The sequence below is a fragment of the Pedococcus sp. P2_A3 genome (assembly GCF_056405035.1).
In genome coordinates this window covers 1-22,312 of the sequence record NZ_JBFUCW010000038.1, presented here as the reverse complement: position 1 = coordinate 22,312, position 22,312 = coordinate 1, and the positions used below count along the sequence as shown (strand labels likewise).

Here is a 22,312-nt window from a genome sequence, read left to right as displayed (position 1 = left end):
TCGACCTGCTCACCCGGCCAGCCTGCCCTGACGTCCCGGCCGCCGCCACCCGGTTTCGCCGGGTGGGCCGCACCGCGCGCCTGGTGGGTGCGGGGTCGCTCAGGCGTGGTAGTCGGGCGGCTCGCTGGGATGGCTGATCCGGAACTGGGCGCCACCGGTGGCGCCCTCCTCCACGTKGACCCGTCCGCCGTGGGCCTCGACGAGCCCCTTGACCACGTAGAGCCCGAGCCCGGTGCTCCCCCGGCCCGACCCGTGCCAGAACCTGCTGAAGACCAGGTTGCGGTGGTCGACCGCGATGCCCTTGCCCTGGTCGGCGACGAGCAGGTCGACGCCGGAGTGGGGCGTTCCCTTGTCCTGCTGCCCCTTGTCCTGCTGCCCCTCGTGCTGCGCGGTGGACTCGCGGACCGCCGGGCTGCCGTCACGGGAGCGCTGGGCGCCGAGGGTGACGACTCCCTCACCGTGACGCAAGGCGTTCTCGATGAGGTTCGACAGGATCTGGTCCAGCCGGTCGGGGTCGGCCCACACCTCGGGCAGCTCGTCGGACACCTCGATGGCGAACCGGTCGCGGTCCAGGCCGCTGGCCACTGCACGCTCGACGTGGCGGTGGAAGACCGCGGAGACGTCGATCGGCAGCGGGCGGATCTGCAGCCGCCCGGAGTCGATCCGGGACACGTCGAGCAGCTCGGTGATCAGCCGCGTGACGCGGTCGGCGTCGGCCTCGATGGTCTCGAGCATCAGGCGCTTCTGGTCGTCGCTGAAGCGGTCCCAGCGCCGCAGCAGCGTGGAGGAGAAGCCCTTGACGGACGTGAGGGGAGAGCGCAGCTCATGGGCGACCGTTGAGATGACGGCGGCGTTCTCGGCCTCGGCCCGGCGGCGGTACATCGCATCACGCATGAGGATGTTGACCCGGTTGACCGGTTGGTTGCGCCCGGGGCGCAGGTACTTGGCCGTGACCAGCACCTCACGACCGTTGTGCCGGAGCATGAGGAGCTTCTCCCGGTGACCGGTGCGGATCCGTAGCCCGTTCCAGGGGTCGGTGACCGCCCACCACGACGTGCCGTCGCTGTCCTGGAGGTCGACCGCCTCGCGGATGTCCGCGCCCACGAGCTCCTCGCGCGGTCGCCCGAGGATGCGGGTGGCTCGGGTGTTGAGGAACAGGATCCGTCCGTCGCCGTCAGCGGCGACCAGCCCGTCGGGGATCAGCTCGGCGGCAACGCCGGCGGACTCGTTGTCCAACAGCATCCCCGGCACGAAGTCCATGCCGCCGACCTTAACGGTTGTGCGCTGCCGCGGACGCGTAGAGGCACACCGTGGCGGCCATCGCGAGGTTGAGCGACTCGGCCTTGCCGTAGATGGGCACCCGCACGACCTCGTCACACAGATCGCGCACCTCGGGTGCCAGGCCCCACGCCTCGTTGCCCATCACCCACGCGTGTGGCCCGTCGAGGTCGACGTCGGGCAGCAGGACCTCCCCTGCACCATCGGCCGCGAGCACCCTGACACCGGCAGCCCGCAGCCGGGCCACCGTCTCCGCCACGGGCAGACCGGTCACGAGCGGCAGGTGGAACAGCGAGCCCGCCGTCGAGCGCACCACCTTGGGTGAGTGCACGTCCACCGATGCGTCGCTCACGAGGACCGCGGCGGCCCCCGCGGCGTCGGCCCCGCGGATGACGGTGCCGGCGTTGCCCGGGTCACGGACGTTGGTCAGCAGCACCAGGAGGCGCGGCCGGGCGGCGAGCACGTCGTCGAGGCTGGCAGTCGTCGTCAGGCAGACGGCGGCCAGCCCCTGCGGAGTGGGGGTGTCGCACATGGCCGCGAGCACGTCGTCGCTGACCTCGTGGAGCCGGAGCTGCTCGGCCTGCGCCGCGGTCACGATGTCGCCGTGGCGGGAGCGGGCCTGCGCCGTGAGGTAGAGGTCGACGACCAGCTCGGGGTGGTGGAGCACCACCTCGCGCACCGACTGCGGGCCCTCGACGAGAAAGCGCCCGGTGCGCTCACGCACGGAGCGCCGGGACAGTGCCCGCACCGCCTTGACCCGGTCCGACCGAGGATTGGTCAGGGGGGTCGTCAGCGGGGGCATGTCCCGGCGCTCTGGTGTGCCTGGAGAGTTCGCTCGGATCAGGCGTTGGCGCCGGCGGTCGCCGGCACGTTCGCGCGGGCGATCTCGACGAGCGCGCTGAAGGCGGCCTCGTCGCTGACAGCGAGCTCGGCCAGCATGCGACGGTCGACCTCGATCTCCGCTGCCTTCAGGCCCTGGATGAACCGGTTGTACGTCATGCCGTTCGCGCGGGCTCCGGCGTTGATGCGCTGGATCCACAGGCGACGGAAGTCACCCTTGCGGGCGCGACGGTCGCGGTAGGCGTACCCGAGGGAGTGGGTGACCTGCTCCTTGGCCTTGCGGTAGAGCCGCGAACGCTGTCCGCGGTAACCGCTGGCGCGCTCGAGGACGACCCGGCGCTTCTTCTGGGCGTTGACTGCCCGCTTCACGCGTGCCACGTGAGTTCTCCTTGCTGTGTTGGTCTAGCGTCCGGAACTGCTGTGCTGAGCCCGGCTGTGCTGGTGGGGTGGGCTCGGCTCAGCGGCCGAGGAGCTTCTTGACCTTCTTGGCGTCCGGCTTGGACACCTCGACGTCGTTCGCGATCGAGCGGGTGTACTTCGAGGACTTGTGCTCCAGAAGGTGGCGGCCGTTGGTCTGCTCGCGCATGACCTTGCCCTTGCCGGTGATCCGGAACCGCTTCTTGGCACCGGAGTGCGTCTTCATCTTCGGCATGGCTGCCGATCTCCTTGCTGTCGAGGCGCTCGCCTGGTGAGGCGACCGACTGTTCGGTGTCGTGCGTCTGTTCGGGGTGGTGCGGGGGTGGTGCTCAGGCCTGTTCGGCCGTGGCCTCCGCTGCCGCGGGGGCTGCGTCGGGGGTGGTCTGCTCCGTGGGCTGCTCTGTGGGCTGCTCAGGGGCCTGCTCCAGGGTCTGCTCCGGGGCTGCGGCGTGCTCCGCACCGGCGGCCGGCTCGGACGAGGTCCGCGCGCGGCGCTGCTCTGCCATCGCCTCGGACTTCTTCTTCGTCGGGGCCAGGACCATGATCATGTTGCGGCCGTCCTGTTTGGGGGCCGACTCGACGGTGCCCAGCTCCAGCACGTCCTCGGCGAGGCGCTGCAGGAGGCGGAACCCCAGCTCGGGACGCGACTGCTCGCGTCCGCGGAACATGATCGTCACCTTGACCTTGTCGCCGCCCTTGAGGAACCGCTCGACGTGGCCCTTTTTGGTGCCGTAGTCGTGCGGGTCGATCTTCGGGCGGAGCTTGATCTCCTTGATGACCGTGTTGACCTGGTTCTTGCGCGCTTCGCGAGCCTTCAGCGCCGCTTCGTACTTGAACTTGCCGAAGTCCATGAGCTTGGCGACCGGAGGCTTGGCCATCGGGGCGACCTCGACGAGGTCGAGGTCAGCCTCGGCGGCCAGACGCAGCGCGTCTTCGACGCGCACGATGCCGACCTGTTCTCCGTTGGGGCCAACCAACCGCACCTCGGGTACCCGAATGCGGTCGTTGATGCGAGGTTCGCTGATGTTGGTGCTCCTCTGTTGGAAGTTCACTGCCGTGAAGGTCTCCGGCCGCTGCAACGAAGAAAGGCTCCCCGTCGCCGTTGCGCGGGAAGCCTCACCTGTCCGTCACAGGCCTCCGAGGGGAGGTATGCCGCGTGGCTCTCGCTCGCGGCATACGCCTCGGTGACCCCGTGGACCCGGCAACCGTGAGGTTGACGCGGGTGGAAGCAGGTGCTGCTTCACTTGCACACCGGGCCCGCTGCTGGGCCACCCTCTCAGGTCACCCGACGATGGACACGGCCGGTCGATCTGAAAGGCTACCAGCGTGACTACCGAATCTCCCAATCCCGCCCGGGCCGACCACCACGGCGACGCTGCAGGTCACGAGCAGGAGACCGCGCAGGCGACGAGGGACATCGCGCAGGTGCCGGCCGTCGAGGTCATCACCACCGCCGCCATCCACCTGATGAGCGCCGCCGCCGTCAAGTGTGGCCTCGCCGAGGGCCCGGACGCGGCCGAGCACCTCGACCTCGACGAGGCACGCCGGCTGATCTCCGCCCTGGCCGGTCTCGTCACCGCCAGCGCACCTGACCTGGGCAGCCAGCACGCGGCTCCCCTGCGGGACGGGCTGAAGTCGCTGCAGCTGGCGTTCCGGGAAGCCTCGGTCATCCCGGACCCGCCCGGCCAGGGGCCCGGGGAGAAGCTCACCGGCTCGGTCGTCTGACCCCACTCGCCGGGTCAGGCGTCGGCGGTGGCGCGCAGCCGGTGGGCCGCCCGGCGCTCGGTCGCCCGCCCCGAGGTCGCGGCCGCACCCAGCAGGGCGACCAGCAGGCCGGCGCCGGCGACGACCAGGAACCCCGACTGCCAGCCGCGGTGGTCGATGGCGAACCCCGCCAGCGGCGCACCCAGCGCCATGCCGCCGGTCATGAACGAGCCGTGCCAGCCCATCGCCTCGCCGCGCGCCGCACCCGGCACGACCCGGCTGACCTGGTCGACGGTGGCGGTGATGGTCGGGGCACAGAACAGACCGGCCACGAAGGACAGGACGGCCAGCGAGGCGACGCCGAGGGCCAGGGCCATGGGGGCGCTGACGAGCGCCAGCCCTCCGAGCAGCCAGAACGCCGACACCGACCTCTGCAGGCCGCCGTAGACCAGTCCGCCCAGCAGCGAGCCGAACCCCCAGACGGCGAGGACCCACCCGATCGACGGCTGGGCGTCGAAGTCGCGTAGAGCGGCGACGATGGCGATGTCGGTGCCGCCGAGGACCAGGGTGGTGGCCGCCGCCGCGAGGCAGATGACGAGGAAGCGGGCCCGGAACCACTCCGACCGCAGGACCGTGGGCGCGTCGGCGGCGACCCCCTCGTCGTCCACCGGGGTGGCTGCCTCGTCGTGCAGCACCGGGTTGGCGAACCACAGGAGCACACCGGCCAGCACGCCCAGCATCTCGATGGCGAACAGCACCCACTGCGTGGGCCACACGGTCGCGGCCCACACCCCGGCGGCCGGTCCGATCATGAACGACAGCTCGACCGCGACGGAGTCGAGCGAGATCGCGGTGCGGCGGTCGTCCTCGTCGACGGCGGCGATGACGGCCTGGCGGATGATCGAGAACGACGGGATGACGAAGAGACCGGCCAGCGCGGCGAGCGCCAGCAGCCACCAGTACGAGACGAACGGCGCGATCGACCAGCAGACCGCGGCGACGACGATCGACGGGACCACGACCCGGCGCAGGCCGCGCCGGTCGAGCAGCCGGCCACGCCACGGTCCGCTGATCGCGATGGCGATGGTGGCGGCGGCCGACACGAGCCCCGCCGCGGCATACGTCCTGCCGAGGTGGCTCACGACGTGGAGGGTCAGCACCACGCCGCCGGCGAAGATCGGCATGCGCACCAGGAAGCCGAGCACCAGCGCCCGCCGCAGGGCGGCACTGGCGAGGACACGGCGGTAACGGGCGTTGGCGAGCAGCACCCCCCTACTGTCGCACCAGCCACCGACACCGGCCAAACGACTTTTGGTCCTGTCAGCGAACGCCGCGGCCCCGGCGAGGACGCGGCACCGCGGCGCTAGATTCGGCTCCGTGACCATCTACCACCTCGCGGAGCCCGCGCACTGGGAGCAGGCGCGGGCGACCGGCTCCTACACGCAGTCGACCCGCGGCCGGACGATGCAGGAGGAGGGCTTCATCCACTGCTCGTCCGACGACCAGTGGCCGGTGGTGCGACGGGCCTACTACGGCGACCTCGCCGGACCCCTGCTGCTGTTGGAGATCGACGAGTCCCGGCTCACCGAGCCGCCCGTCGTGGAGGTCGGCAACCCGCGGACCGGCGAGACCTTCCCCCACCTGTATGCCGCCCTGCCGGTCGACGCCGTCGTCCGCGTCACCGAGCTGCCGGCGCCGCACGACGACTGAGCACCGTCGGCGCCCGCCTCAGGAGATCGCGAAGGCCAGGCCGTCGATGCGGGCGCGGATCTCGCCGTCGGTGGCGAGCCGCTCCCCCACCGCGGTCGCAACGGCCTGCACGGCGGGGGCATCGAGCCCCTCGCGCAGGGTCAGCGAGATCCGCAGCACTCCCTCCCCCGGGGCCCCGGGACCGATCTCGTGCGACACCACCGCGTCCTGCTCCCGGACGGCCGCGGCCACCGAGCGGCGGACCACGTCGTCCTCGTGCGCCGGCAGCCAGTCGCGCTGCTGGGCCAACGCCCACACCATGCTCGGGCGCAGGGCCACGGTCGCCGGGCCGGCCACGTCGATGACGATGACGTCACAGCGTTCGCTGACGGCCGCCTGGCCGGCCCGTGCGGCGGTCACCGGCACCGGTCGGGCCTGGGGGTCCCACGCCGCGATGGCCGCCATCGACGAGAAGACCGGCAGCGCGCGGGTGCCGTCCGGCGCCACCAGCGTCACGGCGGCCAGGTCGGTCTGCTTCTCGACGGCCAGCCCGGTGGCGCCCTCACCGGACACGTCCACCGACACCGGCTCGGCCACGATGGGGACGAGCAGCCGGGCGCCGGCGAGGGCGGTCATCAGCGCCACCTCGTCCTCCGGGGCCGCCAGGGCACCAGCCAGCGCCGGGTCGGCCGCACCCGTGTCACCGTCGAACCCGGTGCCGGTGAGCTCCCTCCCGCCGAACGGGGTGCCGGCCGAGTCGCTCGGACCGGTCCCGCTCACGGCCGCCCCGCCACGTCGAGCGCGTCGGGGAGGGTGAACGCGCCGCGGTAGAGCGCAGAGCCGACGATCGCGCCCTCGACACCCTCGGGCACCAGGCCACGGATGGCCTCGATGTCCGCCAGCGTCGACACGCCGCCCGAGGCCACGACCGGGCGGTCGGTGCGCGCGCAGACGTCGCGCAGCAGCTCGAGGTTGGGGCCCTTGAGCATGCCGTCCTTGTTGACGTCGGTGACGACGTAGCGGGCGCAGCCCTCCCGGTCGAGACGGTCGAGGGTCTCCCACAGGTCGCCGCCGTCCTTGGTCCACCCGCGCGCAGCGAGCGTCGTGCCCCGCACGTCGAGCCCGACGGCGACGCGGTCACCGTGCTCGGCAATGGCGCGGGCGGTCCACTCCGGGTCCTCGAGCGCGGCGGTGCCCAGGTTGACCCTGCGGCACCCGGTTGCCAGCGCGGCGTCGAGGGATGCGGCGTCACGGATCCCCCCGCTCATCTCGACCCGGATGTCGAGCCGGCCCACGATGTCGGCGAGCAGCTCGCGGTTCGAGCCCCGCCCGAACGCGGCGTCGAGGTCGACGAGGTGCAACCACTCCGCACCCTGCTCCTGCCACGCCAGGGCGGCCTCCCACGGGTCGCCGAACTCGCCGCCGCTGCCCGCCACGCCCTGGACGAGCTGGACGGCCCGGCCGCCCTGGACGTCGACGGCGGGCAGGAGCTCGAGCCGGGGGCTGCTCAGCGGGGTGCTCATGGGGTGTCCTCGGTGGTGGTTGGCGTGGCGGGTGTGGCCGGGGTGGACGTGGTGTCTGGCATGGAGGGTGTGGCCGGGGTGGATGCGGTGGGTTCGACGAGGGGCGACGCGTCCTCGACCACCGGCTCCGTCGGGTCGTGACGGCGGCCCCGGAGGTAGAGGTAGCCGCCGACCAGCAGGAGGGCCAGCAGGGCCAGGCCGATCCGCACCGGCCACGACGCGTCGAGCAGCAGGGAAACGACCAGCGTGCCCAACGCTGCACCCACGGTCGTGGCGACCTTCGGCCGGGCGCGGCGCCTCGCGGTGCTGGTGGTCCGTCGGCGGGTGGCGGGCCTGCGCGTGGTGGTCCTGCGGCGCGTGGACGCGCGGGTGGTGGCCTTTGTGGCCGTCCTCGCGGAGTTGGTCGACTTCCTCGGGGCACTCACAGTGATCTCACCCAGTTCTCGAGGAGGGACAGGCCGGCATCCCCGGACTTCTCGGGGTGGAACTGGGTCGCGCTCAACGGTCCGTTCTCGACCGCCGCGACGAAGCGGCCACCGTGGTCGGCCCAGGTGACCTTGGGTGCCACGGCCGCGAACGCTCCGGTCGGCTGCTCCATCGTCCAGGACTGCACGGCATACGAGTGGACGAAGTAGAAGCGCTCGGACTCCACGCCCGCGAACAGTCGCGAGCCGGGTGCGACGTCGACGTCGGACCACCCCATGTGGGGCACCACGTCGGCCTGCAGCCTCGACACCGAACCGGGCCACTCCCCCAGCCCTTCCTGGGGGGACCCGCTCGGCTCGTCGGAGCCGTCGAAGAGCACCTGCATGCCCACGCACACGCCGAGCACCGGGCGTCCGCCGGAGAGCCGCAGGTCGATGACGGCCGGGCCGTCCGCCGCACGCAAGCCGGCCATGCAGGCGTGGAAGTTGCCGACACCGGGCACGAACAGGCCGTCGGCGGCCAGCGCGGCAGCGCGGTCACCGGTGAGCTCGACCTCGGCGCCGACGTGCTCGAGGGCGCGCACCGCCGACCTGACGTTGCCGCTGCCGTAGTCGAGGACGACCACCCGGCTCATGAGTTCTCCTCCAGTTCGGAACGGTGACGGGCCTGCTCGGCCATGCGGGCGTCGAACCGGGCCACCGACTGCGCCGTCGGCGCCACGACCTGACCCCGCAGCCCGACCTTGGGCCCGACGAGGTCGGCGCCCGGGAGGCCGAGGACGGACAACAGCTCGGTGATGACGACGTCGGCCCTCCCGTCGCGGCGGGCCACCAGCTCGGCGACCGCGCGGGGGTGGGCTCGGCTCCCCGCCGCGCCGAGCAGGTCGGACGGGCGGGCCAGCTCCAGCCCGGGTGGGCGCACGAGACCGGTCCCGGGCTCCCACACGAGCCACCGCACCCCGGAGCGCCAGCCCCCTGCCTGCACGGTCACGACCGCACGCTCGTCCATGGTGAAGAACCCGAGCGCACTGCGCAGCCGACGGGGGACGGGCCGGGCCGCGAGCACGGTGACGGCGTCGTCGTAGGGCGCTTCGGCCCGGGACGACGACTCGATGGGAAGCACTGCGGTCCACGACCCGAGCGGGACGACCTGGCACGCGACCAGCCCCCGTCGCAGCCACGTCGACACCGCACCGGTCTCGCCGCTCACCAGGAGCAGTCCGCGCGCTTCCCGCGCGGGCTGCCACGGCGCGCTCACGTGGAGAGGCTGCCCTTCGCGCTGGGGATGCCGCTCACCCTGGGGTCGCGCGCGACGGCAGCGCGCAGGGCACGGGCCACCGCCTTGAACTGCGCCTCGACGATGTGGTGGGGGTCGCGCCCCGACAGCACCCGCACGTGGAGCGCGATGCCGGCGCGGCCGGCGAACGACTCCCAGACGTGACGGGTGAGCGCACCGACGTAGGTGCCGCCGATCACGACGTAGGCCTGGCCCTCCGGCTCGCCGGTGTGGACGACATAGGGACGCCCGGCCACGTCGACGACCGCCTGCACCAGCGCCTCGTCGAGCGGGACGGTGGCGTCGCCGAACCGCGAGATCCCGCACTTGTCGCCCAAGGCCTCGCGGAAGGCGTCGCCGAGCACGATGGCGACGTCCTCCACCGTGTGGTGGGCATCGACATCGATGTCACCGGTGGCCTTCACCCGCAGGTCGATCAGCGAGTGCTTGGCCAGCGACGCGAGCATGTGGTCGTAGAAGCGGACACCGGTGGAGATGTCGGACTGGCCCGTGCCATCGAGGTTGAGCTCGAGCTCGACGCTGGACTCCGACGTGGACCGACTCAGCGAGACCGTGCGGTCACCGGTGCGGTCACCGGCCTCGGGGGTCGCGGTCTGCTGCGTTCCAGCCTCCTGCGTCACGGCGCGCTCCTGTCCTGCTCAGGTCGGGCGACCTGCGCCATGGCGGCGAGGAACGCACCGGTCTCGGCCGGGGTCCCGGCCGTGACACGAAGATAGTGGGGTATGCCGACGTCGCGGACGAGTACTCCCCTGTCGAGCAGCGCGCGCCAGGTCTGCGCGGCGTCTGCGAGGCCACCGAACAGCACGAAGTTGGCGTCGCTGGCCACCGGGTCGAGGCCGAGCTCGGCGAGCCCGTCGACGATCCGGTCGCGCTGTTCCTTGATGACCTCGACGGTGGCGAGCATCTCGGGGGCGTGCCGCAGGGCCGCCAACGCGATCGCCTGCGTGGGGGCGGAGAGGTGGTACGGCAGCCGGACCAGGCGGAGGGCGTCGACCAGGGCCGGGTCGGCGGCGAGGTAGCCGAGGCGCCCGCCGGCGAACGCGAACGCCTTGCTCATGGTGCGGGTGACCACGAGCCTCGGACGGCCCGCCAGGAGGGTCAGCGCACTCGGGGTCCCGGGGCGGGCGAACTCCTCGTACGCCTCGTCGACCACGACGACGGCCCGCTCCGCCGCGGCATACACGGCTTCGACGACGTCCAGCCCGAGGGCGGTGCCGGTCGGGTTGTTCGGTGAGCAGAGGAACACGATGTGGGGGTCGTGTTCCTGCACCTGCGCGACGGCGGACTCCACGGTCAGGTCGAACGGGGTGCCGCCTTGCCCCCGCAGGCCGTCGATCCACGTGCTGCCGACCGAGCCGCTGATGATCGGGTGCATGGAGTAGGCCGGGGTGAACCCCAGGGCGGTGCGTCCGGGGCCCCCGAACGCGAGCACGACGTGCTGGAGCACCTCGTTGGAGCCGTTGCCGGCCCACACCTGCGCCGGGTCGACGCGGGTGCCCGACGACGAGAGGTATGCCGCGAGCGCAGTGCGCAGCTCGGTGAACTCACGGTCGGGGTAGCGGTTCAGGTCGGCCGCCACCACCGCCACCGCATTCGTGATCTCGGCGACGACGGACGGCGGAACGGGGTAGGAGTTCTCGTTGGTGTTGAGTCGCACGGGCACATCGAGCTGCGGTGCGCCGTAAGGCTTTTCGCCGCGAAGGTCGTCGCGGAGCAGCGCGGTGATGGCACCGTCGTCGGAGGGCTGGGTCATCGTCGAGTCACCCCTGGCCGAAGCGGACCTGGACCGCCTCGCCGTGGGCCGGGAGGTCCTCGGCCTGCGCCAGCGTGACCACGTGGTGGGCGACCTCCTCGAGCGCGGCCTCGGAGTAGGTGACGACGTGCACCCCGCGCAGGAAGGACTGCACCGACAGGCCACTGCTGTGGCAGGCGCACCCGCCGGTGGGCAGGACGTGGTTGGACCCGGCCACGTAGTCGCCGAGGCTGACCGGCGAGTGCGGGCCGACGAAGATCGCCCCGGCGTTCCGGATCCGCTCGCTGACCGCCGGCGCGTCAGCCACCTGGAGCTCGAGGTGCTCGGCGGCGTAGGCGTTCACGACGGCGAGGCCGGCCTCGAGGTCGTCGACCAGGACGATGCCCGACTGGGGTCCGGTCAGGGCCTCCCGGACGCGCTCGGAGTGCTTGGTGCCAGCAACCCGGCCCTCGAGGTCGGCGCGCACCGCGTCGGCGAGGGCCACCGAGTCGGTGACGAGCACCGAGGCGGCCTGGGGGTCGTGCTCTGCCTGGGACACGAGGTCGGCCGAGACGTGCGCCGGCACCGCGGTGTCGTCGGCGAGGATCGCGATCTCGGTCGGCCCCGCCTCGGAGTCGATCCCGATCACGCCCTTGAGGTAGCGCTTGGCCGCTGCCACGTAGATGTTGCCCGGTCCGGTCACGAGGCTCACCGGATCGCACACCGCGGTGGTCCCGCTCGCGTCCGTGTCGTCCTCGAACCCGTAGGCGAAGGCCGCCACGGCCTGGGCGCCTCCGACGGCATACACCTCGTCGACGCCGAGCAGCGCGCAGGCGGCGAGGACCGTCGGGTGCGGGTAGCCGGTGAAGACCCCGGAGTTGTCGCGCTGGGGCGGGCTGGCCACGGCCAGTGACCCGACGCCCGCGATCTGGGCCGGGACGACGTTCATCACGACGCTGGAGGGGTAGACCGCGCGACCGCCGGGGACGTAGAGGCCCACCCGGTCGACCGGCACCCACCGCTCGCTGACCTCGCCACCCGGCACGACGGTGGTGGTCGTCGTGGAGCGCCGCTGGTCCTCGTGGACGATGCGCACCCGGCGGATCGCCTCGTCGAGCGCGGCCCGTACCTGCGGGTCGAGGTCGGCCAGCGCGGCGTCCAGCACGTCGGCCGGCACCCGCAGACTCGTCGGGCGTACCCCGTCGAACCGCTCGCCCAGCTCGTAGAGGGCAGGCGCGCCCCGATGACGGACGTCCTCGCAGATCGGCCGGACCGTCTCGACGGCCGCGGCGACGTCGAACTCGGCACGGGGCAGCAGGTGTCGCAGCTCGCGGACGCCCAGCTCCCGTCCGCGCAGGTCGATCGTGGAGAGCATGCGGCAAGTCTAGGTGGGCCTCGGAGGGCGCCCCGGAGCGGTCTCAGCCCCCGGTCTCAGCCCCCGGTCTCGTGCTCCCCGCTGTGGCGGGAGCCGGGCACGGCCATCGGCGCGGCCGCCTCGACCACGTCGGGGCTGGGCACGAAGGCGACCTGGACCGGTGCGCCCTGCTCGATGGCGGAGGGAGCCCCCGGCGTGGCCGGTGCGACCGGGGTCGCCGGCGCGGCCGATGCGGAGGGAGCCTGACCGCCCGTGAAGGTCGCCTCGACGCTGCCGGCCAGCTCGTCCTTGGGCCACCGTGCCGCGAGCAGCACCAGGACGCCGAGGGTCACGACCGCGCAGATGCCGACCGAGGCTGCGGGCGTGGTGCGCTCGGAGATCCAGCCGGCGAAGAGGAAGCAGGCGCCGGTGACACCCACCGACAGCGCGCCTGCGAGGCCGAACACCCTGCCCCGCAGGGCGGTGGGGACGAGCAGCGTGAAGGCCGTCTGCAGCGGGAGCATGTAGCACTGGAGCGCGCCACAGACGAACCACGCGGCCCAGACCACCGGGAGCGGGGGCTCGAAGATCGTGGCGAGCAGGGGCAGGGGGGTCAGCAGGGCCAGGCGCAGGACGAGGGAGGACTGCCGCTCCGCCGGCAGGCGGCCGATGACCAGCAGACCGACCACGGCGCCGAGGATCGGCGAGGCCATGAGAAAGCCTCCCCAGGTCGACGACGTGCTGTGCTGGGCGGCATACGGCAGGGCCACGGCCTCGGGAGCGGCGATCGCCAGGGCGCTGGCCAGCGACAGCCCGAGCATCGACAAGAGGACCTTGCTGGCGCGGATCTGGCGCCAGCCCTGGCGGAGGTCGGCCAGCATGCTGAACAGCGGGGAGTCCTCCGGCTTCACGACGGACTTGGGGGGCTTGACCAAGGTCAGGATCACCACGCCCACGAGGAAGGTGAGCAGGTCGAGCAGCAGCGCCTTGGCGTCACCGACGAGGCTCACGACGGCGCCGCCGATCGCCAGCCCGATCGCCTGGTTCACTTGGGCTGCAAGGGTGCTCAGCCCGAAGGCCCGGGCGTAGAGGCGTCGGTCGGGGAAGATGTCGGTGAGCAGCATCTGGCTCGCCGTGATGGCCGGGCCACCGACGAACTCGAGCACGGCAACCACGGCCAGGACCAGCCACAGCGACTGGGTCGTGCCGACCACGACGATGAGCACACCGACCAGCAGGGCCCGGATGAGGTGGCTGGCGATCAGGCAGATCCGGGGCGCGATGCGGTCGCAGATGGGCGAGAGGAGGGCTCTTCCCAGCACGCTCGGCACCAGCGAGACCGCGAACGTCGCCGCCGTGGCGAGGGCCGATCCGGTCCAGCTGAACACCACCGCTGCCACCGTGATGCGGGCGATGTAGTCGCCCCACGTGGACAGCGTGGCGACCGCGAAGACGGGTAGGAAGACCGGCGTACGGAGCACCTCGGCGAACGAGGGCACCGTGACGGAGTCGTCCCTGCCGGTGGCCATGCGCCCGACCGTACCTTCCTAGGCTGAACCGTAAAAGTTGAACTCTGTCACGGTACGCGCATGTCGTGCTGCGCGCCGGTAGGCCTCGGCAAGATCTGCCCCGCTCCCGGGCTCTCCACCGAGGATGCGGCTCACCCCGTCGGCCACCCGCAGGTCGGACGGCACGCTGTCCACCGGTCGGCCGCGGTAGAGGACCGAGGCGTTCCGCAGGCGGGACGCGAACGACCAGGCATCGCGGAGCGCTGCGGCATGGTCCGGTGCGATCAGCTCCGCCTCCTCCGCCGCGGTCAGGGCGGGCATGGTGCTCGTCGTGCGGAGCCCGGGGACCGTGTGGGCGTGGCGCATCTGGATGAGTTGCACCGTCCACTCGACGTCGGACAGTCCCCCTCGCCCGAGCTTGAAGTGGCTCTTGGGGTCGGCGCCGCGCGGCAGCCGCTCGGCCTCCATCCGCGCCTTGAGGGTCCTGATCTCCCTGACCTGCGGCTCGGTGAGGCCTTCCTTCGGCCAGCGCAGCGGGTCGATCAGCTCGATGAACTCCTGACCCAGCTCGACGTCACCGGCCAGCGGCGTCGCGCGCAGCAGCGCCTGCGACTCCCAGGTGAGCGACCAGCGCTGGTAGTAGGCGCGGTAGCTGGCGAGGCTGCGGACGAGGGGTCCGCTCTTGCCCTCGGGCCGCRGGTCGGCGTCGAGCCCGAGCTGGGGGTCGGGGCCGGCCGAGGCGAGGAGGCGACGCAGCTCCTGCACCGTCTCCAGGGCCTGCTCCTGGGCGGCCGCCTCGTCGGCGCCCTCGTGGGGGTCGTGCACGAAGAGGACGTCCGCGTCGGAGCCGTACGCCATCTCACCGCCACCCAGCCGTCCCATGCCGACCACGAGGATCCGGGTGACCAGCGGGCCGTGCTTGGCCTCGACAGCCTGGATGGCGACCTGCAGTGCGGTCTCCACGAGGGCTGCGGTCAGGTCGGTGAGCGCGGCGCCCACGCCGGCGAGGTCGAGGATGCCGGACAGGTCGGCCACGGCGATGCGGAAGAGCTCCTGCCGCCGGATGCTGCGCGCAGCCCGGACGGCCTTGTCGGGATCGGCCTGCCGACCGGCCGCCGCGCTCATCCGGCGCACCAGGTCCTCGCGGGACAGCGGGGTGAGACCGCCCGCGTCACCGAGGATCGCGACCGACTCCGGCGCGCCGACCAGGAGGTCGGCGGCATACCGACTGCGGGCCAGGGTGTGCGCGAGGCGTTCGGCAGCCGATCCCTCGTCGCGCAGGAGGCGCAGGTACCAGTGCGTGGAGCCCAGCTCCTCGCTCACCTTGCGGAACGCGAGGAGCCCTCCGTCGGGATCGGCTTCGTCGGCGAACCAGCCGAGCATGACCGGCAGCAGGGTGCGCTGGATGGAGGCCCGTCGACTCACCCCGGCGGTCAGCACCTCGAGGTGGCGCATCGCCCCGGCGGGGTCGCGGAACCCGAGCGCGGCCAGCCGCTCCTTCGCCGCCTCGGGTGCCAGCCGCGCGTCGGTGGAGCTGAGCCGGGCCACGGCTGCCAGCAGCGGTCGGTAGAACAACCGCTCGTGGATGCGCCTGACCTCGCGGGCCTGCTGCTGCCACTGCGTCACGACGGCCTTGGCGGCATCGGACCGGTGGCCGAGCGCCCGGCCGAGGCGGCGCAGGTCGCTGTCGGCGGTCGGCATGAGGTGGGTCCGTCGCAGGCGGAAGAGCTGGATGCGGTGCTCGAGGGTGCGCAGCAGGCGGTAGGAGGCATCGAGGGTGGCGGCGTCGTCGCGGCCGACGTAGCCACCGCGGGCCAGGGCGTCGAGCGCCTCCAGGGTGGTCCCCGACCGGAGTGAGTCGTCGGAACGGCCGTGGACGAGCTGGAGCAGCTGCACGCTGAACTCGACGTCGCGCAGGCCACCGGGACCCAGCTTGAGCTGGCGGGCGGCCTCACCGGCGGGCACGTGCTGTTCCACCCGTCGGCGCATCGCCTGGACGTCCTCCACGAAGTTGTCGCGCGACGCGGCCTGCCAGACCAGCGGGTTGACGGCGGCGATGTAGGCGCGCCCGAGCTCGCGGTCACCCGCGACGGGGCGGGCCTTGAGCAGGGCCTGGAACTCCCAGGTCTTGGCCCAGCGCTCGTAGTAGGCGCGGTGGCTGTCGATGGTCCGCACCAGGGGGCCGTTCTTGCCCTCGGGTCGCAGGGCCGCGTCGACCGGCCACAACGTGCCCTCGCCGGTGCTGGTCGAGCAAGCCCGCATGAGGTGGGTGGCCAGGCCGGTGGCCGCCGCGATGGCGCTGGCCTCCTCCACCCCCTCACGTGGCTCGGCCACGAAGATGACGTCGACGTCGCTGACGTAGTTGAGCTCGCGACCGCCGGTCTTGCCCATCCCGATCACGGCGAAGTCGCAGAGCTCGGCCTGCTCCCCCAGCTCGGCGCGGGCGATGACCAGCGCCGCCTCGAGCGCGGCCTCCGCGAGGTCGGCCAGCGCGGCCGCGGCCTCGGGCAGGGCTCGCTCGGGCTCCCCCGACGTGAGGTCGAGGGCCGCGATGCCCAGCAGCTGGCGTCGATAGCCGATCCGCAAGGCGTCGTATGCCGTGTGGGTGCCCGGCGCGCGCACCGCCGCCACGAGCTCCTCGACCCGCTCGGCGGGGGTCAGCGGGCGGGCCTGCGCCACGCTGCTCCAGTGCTCGGGGTGGGCCACGAGGTGGTCACCGAGCGCGGTGGACGCGCCCAGCACCGCCAGCAGCCTGTCGCGCGCCGGGCCACGGTGGCGCAGGGCGGCGACGAGCCCGGCCACCTGCGCCCCGACGCCCGACTCGTCGTCGCGACGACGAGGGGCGGAGGCCCGTAGCGACTCCATCAACCGCACCAGGCTGAGCAGCGCGAGGTCGGGGTCGGCCACGAGGCCGAGGGCATCGGGGAGGCCGTCGGCGAAGAGGTCGTCGAGGGGGTCGACGAGGCCGGCGAGGGCAGGGTCCGCCAGCAGGTCGGCTGCCCGCTTCGAGTCAGCGAACCCGAGCCGCGCCAACGTGGCCGTCTGCGAGACAAAACGGCCGGACGTCACCGCGCCAGCCTACGCACCGGGGAGGTGCACCCGCCTCGGCAGGTGCGTGGGCGGCATACCGACGCGGGCAGGTGGGGACGTCACAGACCGGGGAGATAGCGCTCGAGCTCGAACCGCGTGATCTCGCCGCGGTAGTCGTCCCACTCCGCGCGCTTGTTGCGCAGGAAGAAGTCGAAGACGTGCTCGCCGAGGGTGTCGGCGACGAGCTCGCTCTTCTCCATGACCCGGATGGCCTCGTAGAGCGAGGTCGGCAGGGGCTCGATGCCCATCGCCTGGCGCTCCGCTGAGGTCAGGCCCCACACGTCGTCCTCGGTCTCGGCCGGGAGGTCGTAGTCCTCCTCGATGCCCTTCAGCCCGGCGGAGAGCATCAGCGCGAAGGCGAGGTACGGGTTGCAGGCGGCGTCGAGGGTGCGGACCTCCACGCGGCTGCTCTGCCCCTTGGCCGGCTTGTACATCGGCACCCGCACCATGGCCGAGCGGTTGTTGTGGCCCCAGGTCAGGTGGGCCGGGGCCTCGCCGCCGCCCCAGAGCCGCTTGTAGGAGTTGACCCACTGGTTCGTGACCGCGGTGATCTCCGCGCCGTGGCGCAGCAGGCCCGCGATGAACTGCCGACCGACCTTGCTCAGCTGGTAGGGCGCGCCCGCCTCGTAGAAGGCGTTGCTGTCGCCGTCGAACAGCGACATGTGGGTGTGCATGCCCGAGCCCGGGTGCTCGGCGAAGGGCTTGGGCATGAAGGAGGCGAAGATGCCCTGCTCGAGGGCGACCTCCTTGATGACCGTGCGGAAGGTCATGATGTTGTCGGCGGTGGAGAGGGCGTCGGCGTAGCGCAGGTCGATCTCGTTCTGGCCGGGGCCGCCCTCGTGGTGGCTGAACTCGACGGAGATCCCCATCGACTCCAGCATCGTGATCGCGGCGCGCCGGAAGTCGTGGCCGGTGCCGTGCGGGACGTGGTCGAAGTAGCCGGCCTGGTCCACCGGCTCGGGGTTCTCCCCCGGCTTGAAGCCGGCCTTGAGCAGGTAGAACTCGATTTCTGGGTGGGTGTAGAAGGTGAAGCCCAGGTCGCTCGCCCGCCCCAGCGCACGCTGCAGGACGTGGCGCGGGTCGGCGTGGCTCGGCGAACCGTCGGGCAAGGTGATGTCGCAGAACATGCGCGCGGTCCCCGGGTTGTCACCACGCCACGGGAGCACCTGGAACGTCGCCGGGTCGGGCTTGGCGAGCATGTCGGCCTCGTACACCCGCGCGAAGCCCTCGATGGCCGAGCCGTCGAAGCCGATGCCCTCGGCGAAGGCTCCTTCGAGCTCGGCGGGGGCGACGGCGACGGACTTGAGGGTCCCGAGCACATCGGTGAACCACAACCGCACGAAGCGGATGTCGCGCTCCTCGATGGTGCGGAGGACGAACTCCTGCTGACGATCCATGTGTCGGATCTTGCCCTAGTTGTGTTTCCCCGGCGTTACGTGCCACGCGGGGAAGCCGAGCTCAACACCAGCATCCGTATGCCGCGTGCCACCTCGTGCCACCTGTCGGATCTACCTGCTTGCATGGGCCCATGGTCGAGGTCGTCGTCGGCGCGCTGGTTCGTGAGCGCCGAGTGCTGCTCGCGTATCGAAGCCAGGACAAGCGTGCGTACCCAGCCGTCTGGGAGTTGCCCGGTGGAGTAGTGGAGCCCGGTGAGTCAGAACTTGACGCGCTCACGCGGGAACTGCGCGAAGAACTCGGTGTACACATAGCGGCTGGTTCGGCGTCTCATCTGTGCCGGTTGACGGTAGGACCGGCGGAAGCGCCGGCCGTCCTCAGCGCGTGGCTCGTACCCGAATGGGAGGGAACGCCGGCGAACGTCGCTCCAGAGGAACACGACGACATCCGATGGTTCGACATGGATGAGCTGCCTCCCCCGGCTCACGTACCTGTGCGCCTGGCTCTTATGGCTGCGATGAGTAGTCCTCGGCGCTGACCTGCAACACGCTGGCACCGGGAGTTCCGACCGCACTGTCCGCGGCTACATGAGCGGACGACTGAAAGTGCCTCTCGGCGCCGAAAACTGAGCGACACTGTGGGCATGTTCGCGTCGAGTCCCAATTGAGGAGAGCGGCCATCGGAGTCCTTGACGTGACAGTCACTGTCCTCGCGCTCAGTCTCCAAGGTGTGAATTTGGTCCTGCTGTTCCTCCCGAGGGCCTCAGCAAAGGAACGGTATGAGTTGTTGCCCGCCTGGATGCTCATACCGGCCGTAGCCATTGTGATCTGGGCAGCGGATCGGCGGTATGACGGCCACGGAGCTCAGTGGCTCCTAGGCTTCGAGTCTGTGCTGTTGGTCGCCCAACTCACCGCGTGGGTTCGCTGGCGACGCCGACAAGCGGGAGGAGTCGAGAGTGAGGCGTCGACCTCACCCTGACCCTTGGTGTTGCCGTACCCGAGGAGTGTCAGCCGCGTGGATCGCCAATGTCTGCGGACGACTTGCGGCATGGTCGGACGCTAGCGCCGGCAGCGGCAGATCCGGGCGTTCGAAGGCGGGCTCACCAGAGGTCGGGCCTCACTCTTCTGAGGGCGCGGACTTCCGATGCCGCCCAGCGAGCCCGAGTCGCGGGCCTCTGCGCTGGAGCCACCACGCCCCCATGACGCAGGCGGTCACGGTCAAGATCGACAGGGCGATGCCGACGTAATCGGGAAGGAAGTCGAATAGCCAATCGACGATCGTGAGGATCACGCCTACGGGCAGCAGGAAGAAGGCCACGATAGGAAGGTGGCGAACACGCAGAGTCTCCTCACCCATGGCCACATAGTGTCATCCGATCACCGGCCGTGATGCGCGGTCGTCGGCACGAGCGGATCGCGGCAGGTGCGGATGTTCCACCTCTGAGCGTGGCAGGATGCATCGGTGGCGATTCGTAGGGTCGAGGAGCTCACCAACGTGCCCGATCCTGCGTGGCCCGCTATCCGCCTTCTGGCTGACCAGAACCCCTCCACCACGATCGTCGACGCGAACCCTGGGCAGGGTCTCGAAGTGCTGTGGCGCCTTCAGGTCACGGCCCGGTCCTTCCTCGGGGGCATGGCCCTGAACAGCGGCGGGGTGCTGGCGGATCATGGCTGGTTTCGACTGCTCGGTGGAGGAAGCCCTCACCTGGCGGATCTTGCGGCGGCGAACAGTCTCGGTGAACCGAAGGGAGATGCTGTCCAGCCTCCGTGTCTGCTCGTCGGGTACGACGCACTCGGCGGCAGGTTCGCCATCGACGGAGGCGCGCTGGGCGTCGGTGCCGGGGAAGTCTGCTTCTTCGGTCCTGACTCCCTGGCTTGGGAAGGGCTTGGCGGCCGGCACGCCGACTTCGTCTCCGCAGCGATGAGCGGCCAGCTTGCGGATACCTTTTCCGCACTGCGATGGGCCGGCTGGAAGGAAGAAGTTGGGCGCCTCCGCCCCGACCAAGGGATCGCGGCATACCCGCCGCCGTTCAGTCGAGAGGGTCGGGAGATCGGGGTCGCAAGCCGCCGCCCTGTTCCGATTCAGGAGCTCTTCGACTTCTACGACGAGGCCGCGCGTCAGCTCGGACCGTGACCTCGCCGCTTCACTCTGGGGTTGGCACCGCAACGCGGCAGATCAGGACGTGGCCGCTGATCCGGGGGGTGGCAGCAGTGTCGGCGTTGGGCCCGGCTTCGAAGTCCTCTGATGCTGTGTCGTGCTAGTTCGCCAGGTATTGGACGGCGGGTTGTTCGGCAGTGGGTTGTCGTCGTCTTGTGGTTTGTAGCCGCACAGTTCGGGTTTGCATTCGGTCCGGTGGTCGCGGCCCCACAGGTAGGTGTCTCGTTCGGTGTTGCGAGCGAGGTCGACGAGTCGCAGTTGTTTGCCTCGGGGCAGCGTCGAGGGCAAGGCGGTGAAGGTTTCTGGAAGTACGGCGACCGTGCTCGTTACCTGCTCGCCGTTTGACATCCGCAGTAGGGCGGTGCATTCCCACCAACGGATCGTGCCCAAACGCCCGGATGGGGTGCCGGGCCAGAAGTTCGCCGGGTCGGGGAACAGGTAGTGGACGCCGTCGGGATCTAAGTGGGCCCGCAGCCAGGGTTCGGCTACGCCGAGGCCGAGTCGGAGCCGTCCGGCTTCTTCGACCACGGAGCAGACAGCGTCGGTGCTAAGTGCTTTGAGAACGGTTGCTTTGGCTGGCAGCTGCTGACTCCCGGCGGGGGGTTTTACTGGCCAGCGTCGCACTACGATCGCGGCCCACCGCCGCAGCGTCATGGGTGACGGACCCTTGCGAGGAACCGGCAGTGGCGGTGGTGGCGTCCATCGGATCCCGGCCTGCTCGATGTGGCGCAGCATCCATGCGCGCCCCTGTGGGCCGGTGGTGTGCCACGTCCAACTCATTGGCCGCTTGGCCATCGCCTGCTCATGACTGCTGCGGGAGGTTCCTCTGCGCCACGGCCGCCACGGATCCGCGCGGGCGATTCCCGGCATGAGGTGACACAGATTCGCCAAGAACCTGATCTAATCCCAGATCCCCATCGGCGCAGTCGTCCTCCGACCTGCGCCGCAGGTCCACAGCCAAGTAACGAATCTCGATGAACGCCATGCCCGCCAGCAGAGCGGCGATGTCGCGATCGAGCCTGGCCTCCCGTCGCCCCACACCGCTCACTCCGCTGACACCGCCTCACACGGCCTCGCCAGCACCGGGATGCCCGGGCCTGCCCACGCCCGGGCAGACCTACGTCCCCGCCACGTCAGTTCCCCTACCGAGCAGGAATCGCGCACCGACCACCCCGCGGAGAGGACCAGTTCGGCACCCACCTTGAAACTAAGCTTCATGGCCCCATGATGCCAGCGGCGTACTCCTCTCGGCCCGTCTGGGAAGACCGGGTAGGGCACGGCACCTCCGTAATGGCTCCTTGATGACATCCGCTCATCGGCCAGATCCGGTTGACCCGGGCGTCACTGTCGAGCGGGTCAGGCGGCTTGGTGGCCGTGGCGGTCCATCGGCCGGGTGGTGTGGGTGCGGCCGTCGGGGGCGGTCCAGGTGCAGACCCCGAGCTCGTCCATGGTCACCTGCCACCCCGCATGGTGCTTGAACCCGTGGTGGGTCGCGCACAGGGTCTGCAGGTTGGTGACAGTGGTCGGCCCGTCAGGATGGCGCACGACGTGGTCGAGCTGGCACCGCCGGGCAGCGGTGCCGCAGCCGGGGAACCGGCAGGTGCCGTCCCGAGACCGGACCGCTCGCGCCGTCCGCGCGCCGGGCCGGTAGGTGCGGGTGTCCTGCCAGCGGCTCGCTCCGGTGACCGAGTCGCTGCGCGCCAGGCGGATCGTGGTGTCGGGGTCGGACAGGAGAGCGACGACGTCGGCGGGCAGCAACGACCCGAGCAGGGGGACCTCGGTGCGGGCGGACACGAACCACAGGTCGCCGTCGTGGTCGTGCAGGACCCCGTCGTCGAGCTCCTCGCACCCGCCGAGGTCCTCGTACACACCCACGCCGGCCCCGGCTGGACTGGCCTGGCCC

General features: G+C 71.3%; 24 protein-coding genes. 4 read left to right on the top strand and 20 right to left on the bottom strand.

The window, feature by feature from the left end; genetic code table 11:
* Positions 1–99 precede the first annotated feature (99 nt).
* The 5 genes from AC1DX8_RS20505 to infC form a co-directional block, all read right to left on the bottom strand.
* On the bottom strand, positions 100–1,260 hold the full coding sequence (locus AC1DX8_RS20505; protein ID WP_477631805.1) for a sensor histidine kinase: 1,161 nt from the start codon (positions 1,258–1,260) through the stop codon (positions 100–102).
* Positions 1,261–1,270: 10 nt separating this feature from the next.
* Entirely contained in the window at positions 1,271–2,080 is an 810-nt protein-coding gene (locus AC1DX8_RS20500; protein ID WP_477631804.1) for a TrmH family RNA methyltransferase, read from the bottom strand.
* 38 nt (positions 2,081–2,118) lie between these two features.
* The gene (gene rplT, locus AC1DX8_RS20495) at positions 2,119–2,496 is read right to left on the bottom strand and encodes a 50S ribosomal protein L20 (protein ID WP_477631803.1); all 378 of its coding nucleotides are present in this window, start codon (positions 2,494–2,496) and stop codon (positions 2,119–2,121) included.
* A 79-nt stretch (positions 2,497–2,575) separates the two neighbouring features.
* Positions 2,576–2,770, bottom strand: a complete 195-nt coding sequence (gene rpmI, locus AC1DX8_RS20490) for a 50S ribosomal protein L35 (protein ID WP_477631802.1) — start codon at positions 2,768–2,770, stop codon at positions 2,576–2,578.
* A gap of 94 nt (positions 2,771–2,864) precedes the next feature.
* Positions 2,865–3,560, bottom strand: a complete 696-nt coding sequence (infC, locus tag AC1DX8_RS20485) for a translation initiation factor IF-3 (protein ID WP_477631806.1) — start codon at positions 3,558–3,560, stop codon at positions 2,865–2,867.
* A gap of 301 nt (positions 3,561–3,861) precedes the next feature.
* Here infC and AC1DX8_RS20480 point away from each other — a divergent pair, with 301 nt between their 5' ends.
* On the top strand, positions 3,862–4,260 hold the full coding sequence (locus tag AC1DX8_RS20480) for a DUF1844 domain-containing protein (RefSeq protein WP_477631801.1): 399 nt from the start codon (positions 3,862–3,864) through the stop codon (positions 4,258–4,260).
* Between the two features lie 14 nt (positions 4,261–4,274).
* Here the strand turns inward: AC1DX8_RS20480 and AC1DX8_RS20475 are convergent, their stop codons facing one another.
* Positions 4,275–5,507: an MFS transporter gene (locus AC1DX8_RS20475; protein WP_477631800.1), complete on the bottom strand. Its 1,233-nt coding sequence runs from the start codon at positions 5,505–5,507 to the stop codon at positions 4,275–4,277.
* Between the two features lie 109 nt (positions 5,508–5,616).
* Here AC1DX8_RS20475 and AC1DX8_RS20470 point away from each other — a divergent pair, with 109 nt between their 5' ends.
* A complete protein-coding gene (locus tag AC1DX8_RS20470) occupies positions 5,617–5,949 on the top strand; it encodes a DUF952 domain-containing protein (RefSeq protein ID WP_477631799.1) in 333 nt (110 codons plus the stop codon).
* 18 nt (positions 5,950–5,967) lie between these two features.
* Here the strand turns inward: AC1DX8_RS20470 and AC1DX8_RS20465 are convergent, their stop codons facing one another.
* The 11 genes from AC1DX8_RS20465 to glnA form a co-directional block, all read right to left on the bottom strand.
* Complete coding sequence (locus AC1DX8_RS20465) at positions 5,968–6,708, bottom strand: SseB family protein (protein WP_477631798.1); 741 nt, start codon at positions 6,706–6,708, stop codon at positions 5,968–5,970.
* A complete protein-coding gene (priA, locus tag AC1DX8_RS20460; protein WP_477631797.1) occupies positions 6,705–7,451 on the bottom strand; it encodes a bifunctional 1-(5-phosphoribosyl)-5-((5-phosphoribosylamino)methylideneamino)imidazole-4-carboxamide isomerase/phosphoribosylanthranilate isomerase PriA in 747 nt (248 codons plus the stop codon). Before priA ends, AC1DX8_RS20465 begins: the two co-directional genes overlap by 4 nt.
* Positions 7,448–7,717, bottom strand: coding sequence for a hypothetical protein (locus AC1DX8_RS20455; protein WP_477631796.1), 270 nt, complete (start codon positions 7,715–7,717; stop codon positions 7,448–7,450). Before AC1DX8_RS20455 ends, priA begins: the two co-directional genes overlap by 4 nt.
* A 155-nt stretch (positions 7,718–7,872) precedes the next feature.
* A complete protein-coding gene (hisH, locus tag AC1DX8_RS20450) occupies positions 7,873–8,511 on the bottom strand; it encodes an imidazole glycerol phosphate synthase subunit HisH (RefSeq protein ID WP_477631795.1) in 639 nt (212 codons plus the stop codon).
* Positions 8,508–9,134: a hypothetical protein gene (locus tag AC1DX8_RS20445; protein ID WP_477631794.1), complete on the bottom strand. Its 627-nt coding sequence runs from the start codon at positions 9,132–9,134 to the stop codon at positions 8,508–8,510. The genes hisH and AC1DX8_RS20445 overlap by 4 nt, the downstream gene beginning before the upstream one ends.
* Complete coding sequence (hisB, locus tag AC1DX8_RS20440; RefSeq protein WP_477631793.1) at positions 9,131–9,793, bottom strand: imidazoleglycerol-phosphate dehydratase HisB; 663 nt, start codon at positions 9,791–9,793, stop codon at positions 9,131–9,133. Before hisB ends, AC1DX8_RS20445 begins: the two co-directional genes overlap by 4 nt.
* A complete protein-coding gene (locus tag AC1DX8_RS20435; protein ID WP_477631792.1) occupies positions 9,790–10,926 on the bottom strand; it encodes a histidinol-phosphate transaminase in 1,137 nt (378 codons plus the stop codon). Before AC1DX8_RS20435 ends, hisB begins: the two co-directional genes overlap by 4 nt.
* 7 nt (positions 10,927–10,933) lie before the next feature.
* Positions 10,934–12,280: a histidinol dehydrogenase gene (hisD, locus tag AC1DX8_RS20430; RefSeq protein ID WP_477631791.1), complete on the bottom strand. Its 1,347-nt coding sequence runs from the start codon at positions 12,278–12,280 to the stop codon at positions 10,934–10,936.
* 56 nt (positions 12,281–12,336) lie between these two features.
* Positions 12,337–13,788, bottom strand: a complete 1,452-nt coding sequence (locus AC1DX8_RS20425; protein ID WP_477631790.1) for an MFS transporter — start codon at positions 13,786–13,788, stop codon at positions 12,337–12,339.
* 18 nt (positions 13,789–13,806) lie between these two features.
* Positions 13,807–16,836 carry a bifunctional [glutamine synthetase] adenylyltransferase/[glutamine synthetase]-adenylyl-L-tyrosine phosphorylase gene (locus AC1DX8_RS20420; RefSeq protein ID WP_477631789.1) on the bottom strand — a complete coding sequence of 1,010 codons (3,030 nt, stop codon included), beginning with the start codon at positions 16,834–16,836 and terminating at the stop codon, positions 13,807–13,809.
* Positions 16,837–16,916: 80 nt separating this feature from the next.
* Positions 16,917–18,254, bottom strand: a complete 1,338-nt coding sequence (gene glnA, locus AC1DX8_RS20415) for a type I glutamate--ammonia ligase (RefSeq protein WP_477631788.1) — start codon at positions 18,252–18,254, stop codon at positions 16,917–16,919.
* A 131-nt stretch (positions 18,255–18,385) separates the two neighbouring features.
* Here glnA and AC1DX8_RS20410 point away from each other — a divergent pair, with 131 nt between their 5' ends.
* The gene (locus AC1DX8_RS20410; protein ID WP_477631787.1) at positions 18,386–18,790 is read left to right on the top strand and encodes an NUDIX domain-containing protein; all 405 of its coding nucleotides are present in this window, start codon (positions 18,386–18,388) and stop codon (positions 18,788–18,790) included.
* Between the two features lie 578 nt (positions 18,791–19,368).
* Here AC1DX8_RS20410 and AC1DX8_RS20405 read toward each other — a convergent pair.
* Positions 19,369–19,569 carry a hypothetical protein gene (locus AC1DX8_RS20405; RefSeq protein WP_477631786.1) on the bottom strand — a complete coding sequence of 67 codons (201 nt, stop codon included), beginning with the start codon at positions 19,567–19,569 and terminating at the stop codon, positions 19,369–19,371.
* Between the two features lie 144 nt (positions 19,570–19,713).
* Between AC1DX8_RS20405 and AC1DX8_RS20400 the strand changes: the two genes are divergently transcribed.
* The gene (locus AC1DX8_RS20400) at positions 19,714–20,385 is read left to right on the top strand and encodes a DUF2625 family protein (RefSeq protein ID WP_477631785.1); all 672 of its coding nucleotides are present in this window, start codon (positions 19,714–19,716) and stop codon (positions 20,383–20,385) included.
* Between the two features lie 42 nt (positions 20,386–20,427).
* On the opposite strand, the gene AC1DX8_RS20395 is transcribed toward AC1DX8_RS20400, so the two are convergent.
* Positions 20,428–20,937: a hypothetical protein gene (locus AC1DX8_RS20395; protein WP_477631784.1), complete on the bottom strand. Its 510-nt coding sequence runs from the start codon at positions 20,935–20,937 to the stop codon at positions 20,428–20,430.
* 828 nt (positions 20,938–21,765) lie between these two features.
* A partial coding sequence (locus AC1DX8_RS20390) for an HNH endonuclease signature motif containing protein (RefSeq protein WP_477631783.1) occupies positions 21,766–22,312 on the bottom strand: 547 nt, incomplete at its 5' end.

What these genes read in the sequence shown, in the direction of transcription:
- AC1DX8_RS20500 (WP_477631804.1), bottom strand. Translation starts at nt 2,080, where the DNA reads ATGCCCCCGCTGACGACCCCCCTGACCAATCCTCGGTCGGACCGGGTC.
- rpmI (WP_477631802.1), bottom strand. Translation starts at nt 2,770, where the DNA reads ATGCCGAAGATGAAGACGCACTCCGGTGCCAAGAAGCGGTTCCGGATC.
- priA (WP_477631797.1), bottom strand. Translation starts at nt 7,451, where the DNA reads ATGAGCACCCCGCTGAGCAGCCCCCGGCTCGAGCTCCTGCCCGCCGTC.
- hisH (WP_477631795.1), bottom strand. Translation starts at nt 8,511, where the DNA reads ATGAGCCGGGTGGTCGTCCTCGACTACGGCAGCGGCAACGTCAGGTCG.
- AC1DX8_RS20435 (WP_477631792.1), bottom strand. Translation starts at nt 10,926, where the DNA reads ATGACCCAGCCCTCCGACGACGGTGCCATCACCGCGCTGCTCCGCGAC.
- hisD (WP_477631791.1), bottom strand. Translation starts at nt 12,280, where the DNA reads ATGCTCTCCACGATCGACCTGCGCGGACGGGAGCTGGGCGTCCGCGAG.
- AC1DX8_RS20425 (WP_477631790.1), bottom strand. Translation starts at nt 13,788, where the DNA reads ATGGCCACCGGCAGGGACGACTCCGTCACGGTGCCCTCGTTCGCCGAG.
- glnA (WP_477631788.1), bottom strand. Translation starts at nt 18,254, where the DNA reads ATGGATCGTCAGCAGGAGTTCGTCCTCCGCACCATCGAGGAGCGCGAC.
- AC1DX8_RS20410 (WP_477631787.1), top strand. Translation starts at nt 18,386, where the DNA reads ATGGTCGAGGTCGTCGTCGGCGCGCTGGTTCGTGAGCGCCGAGTGCTG.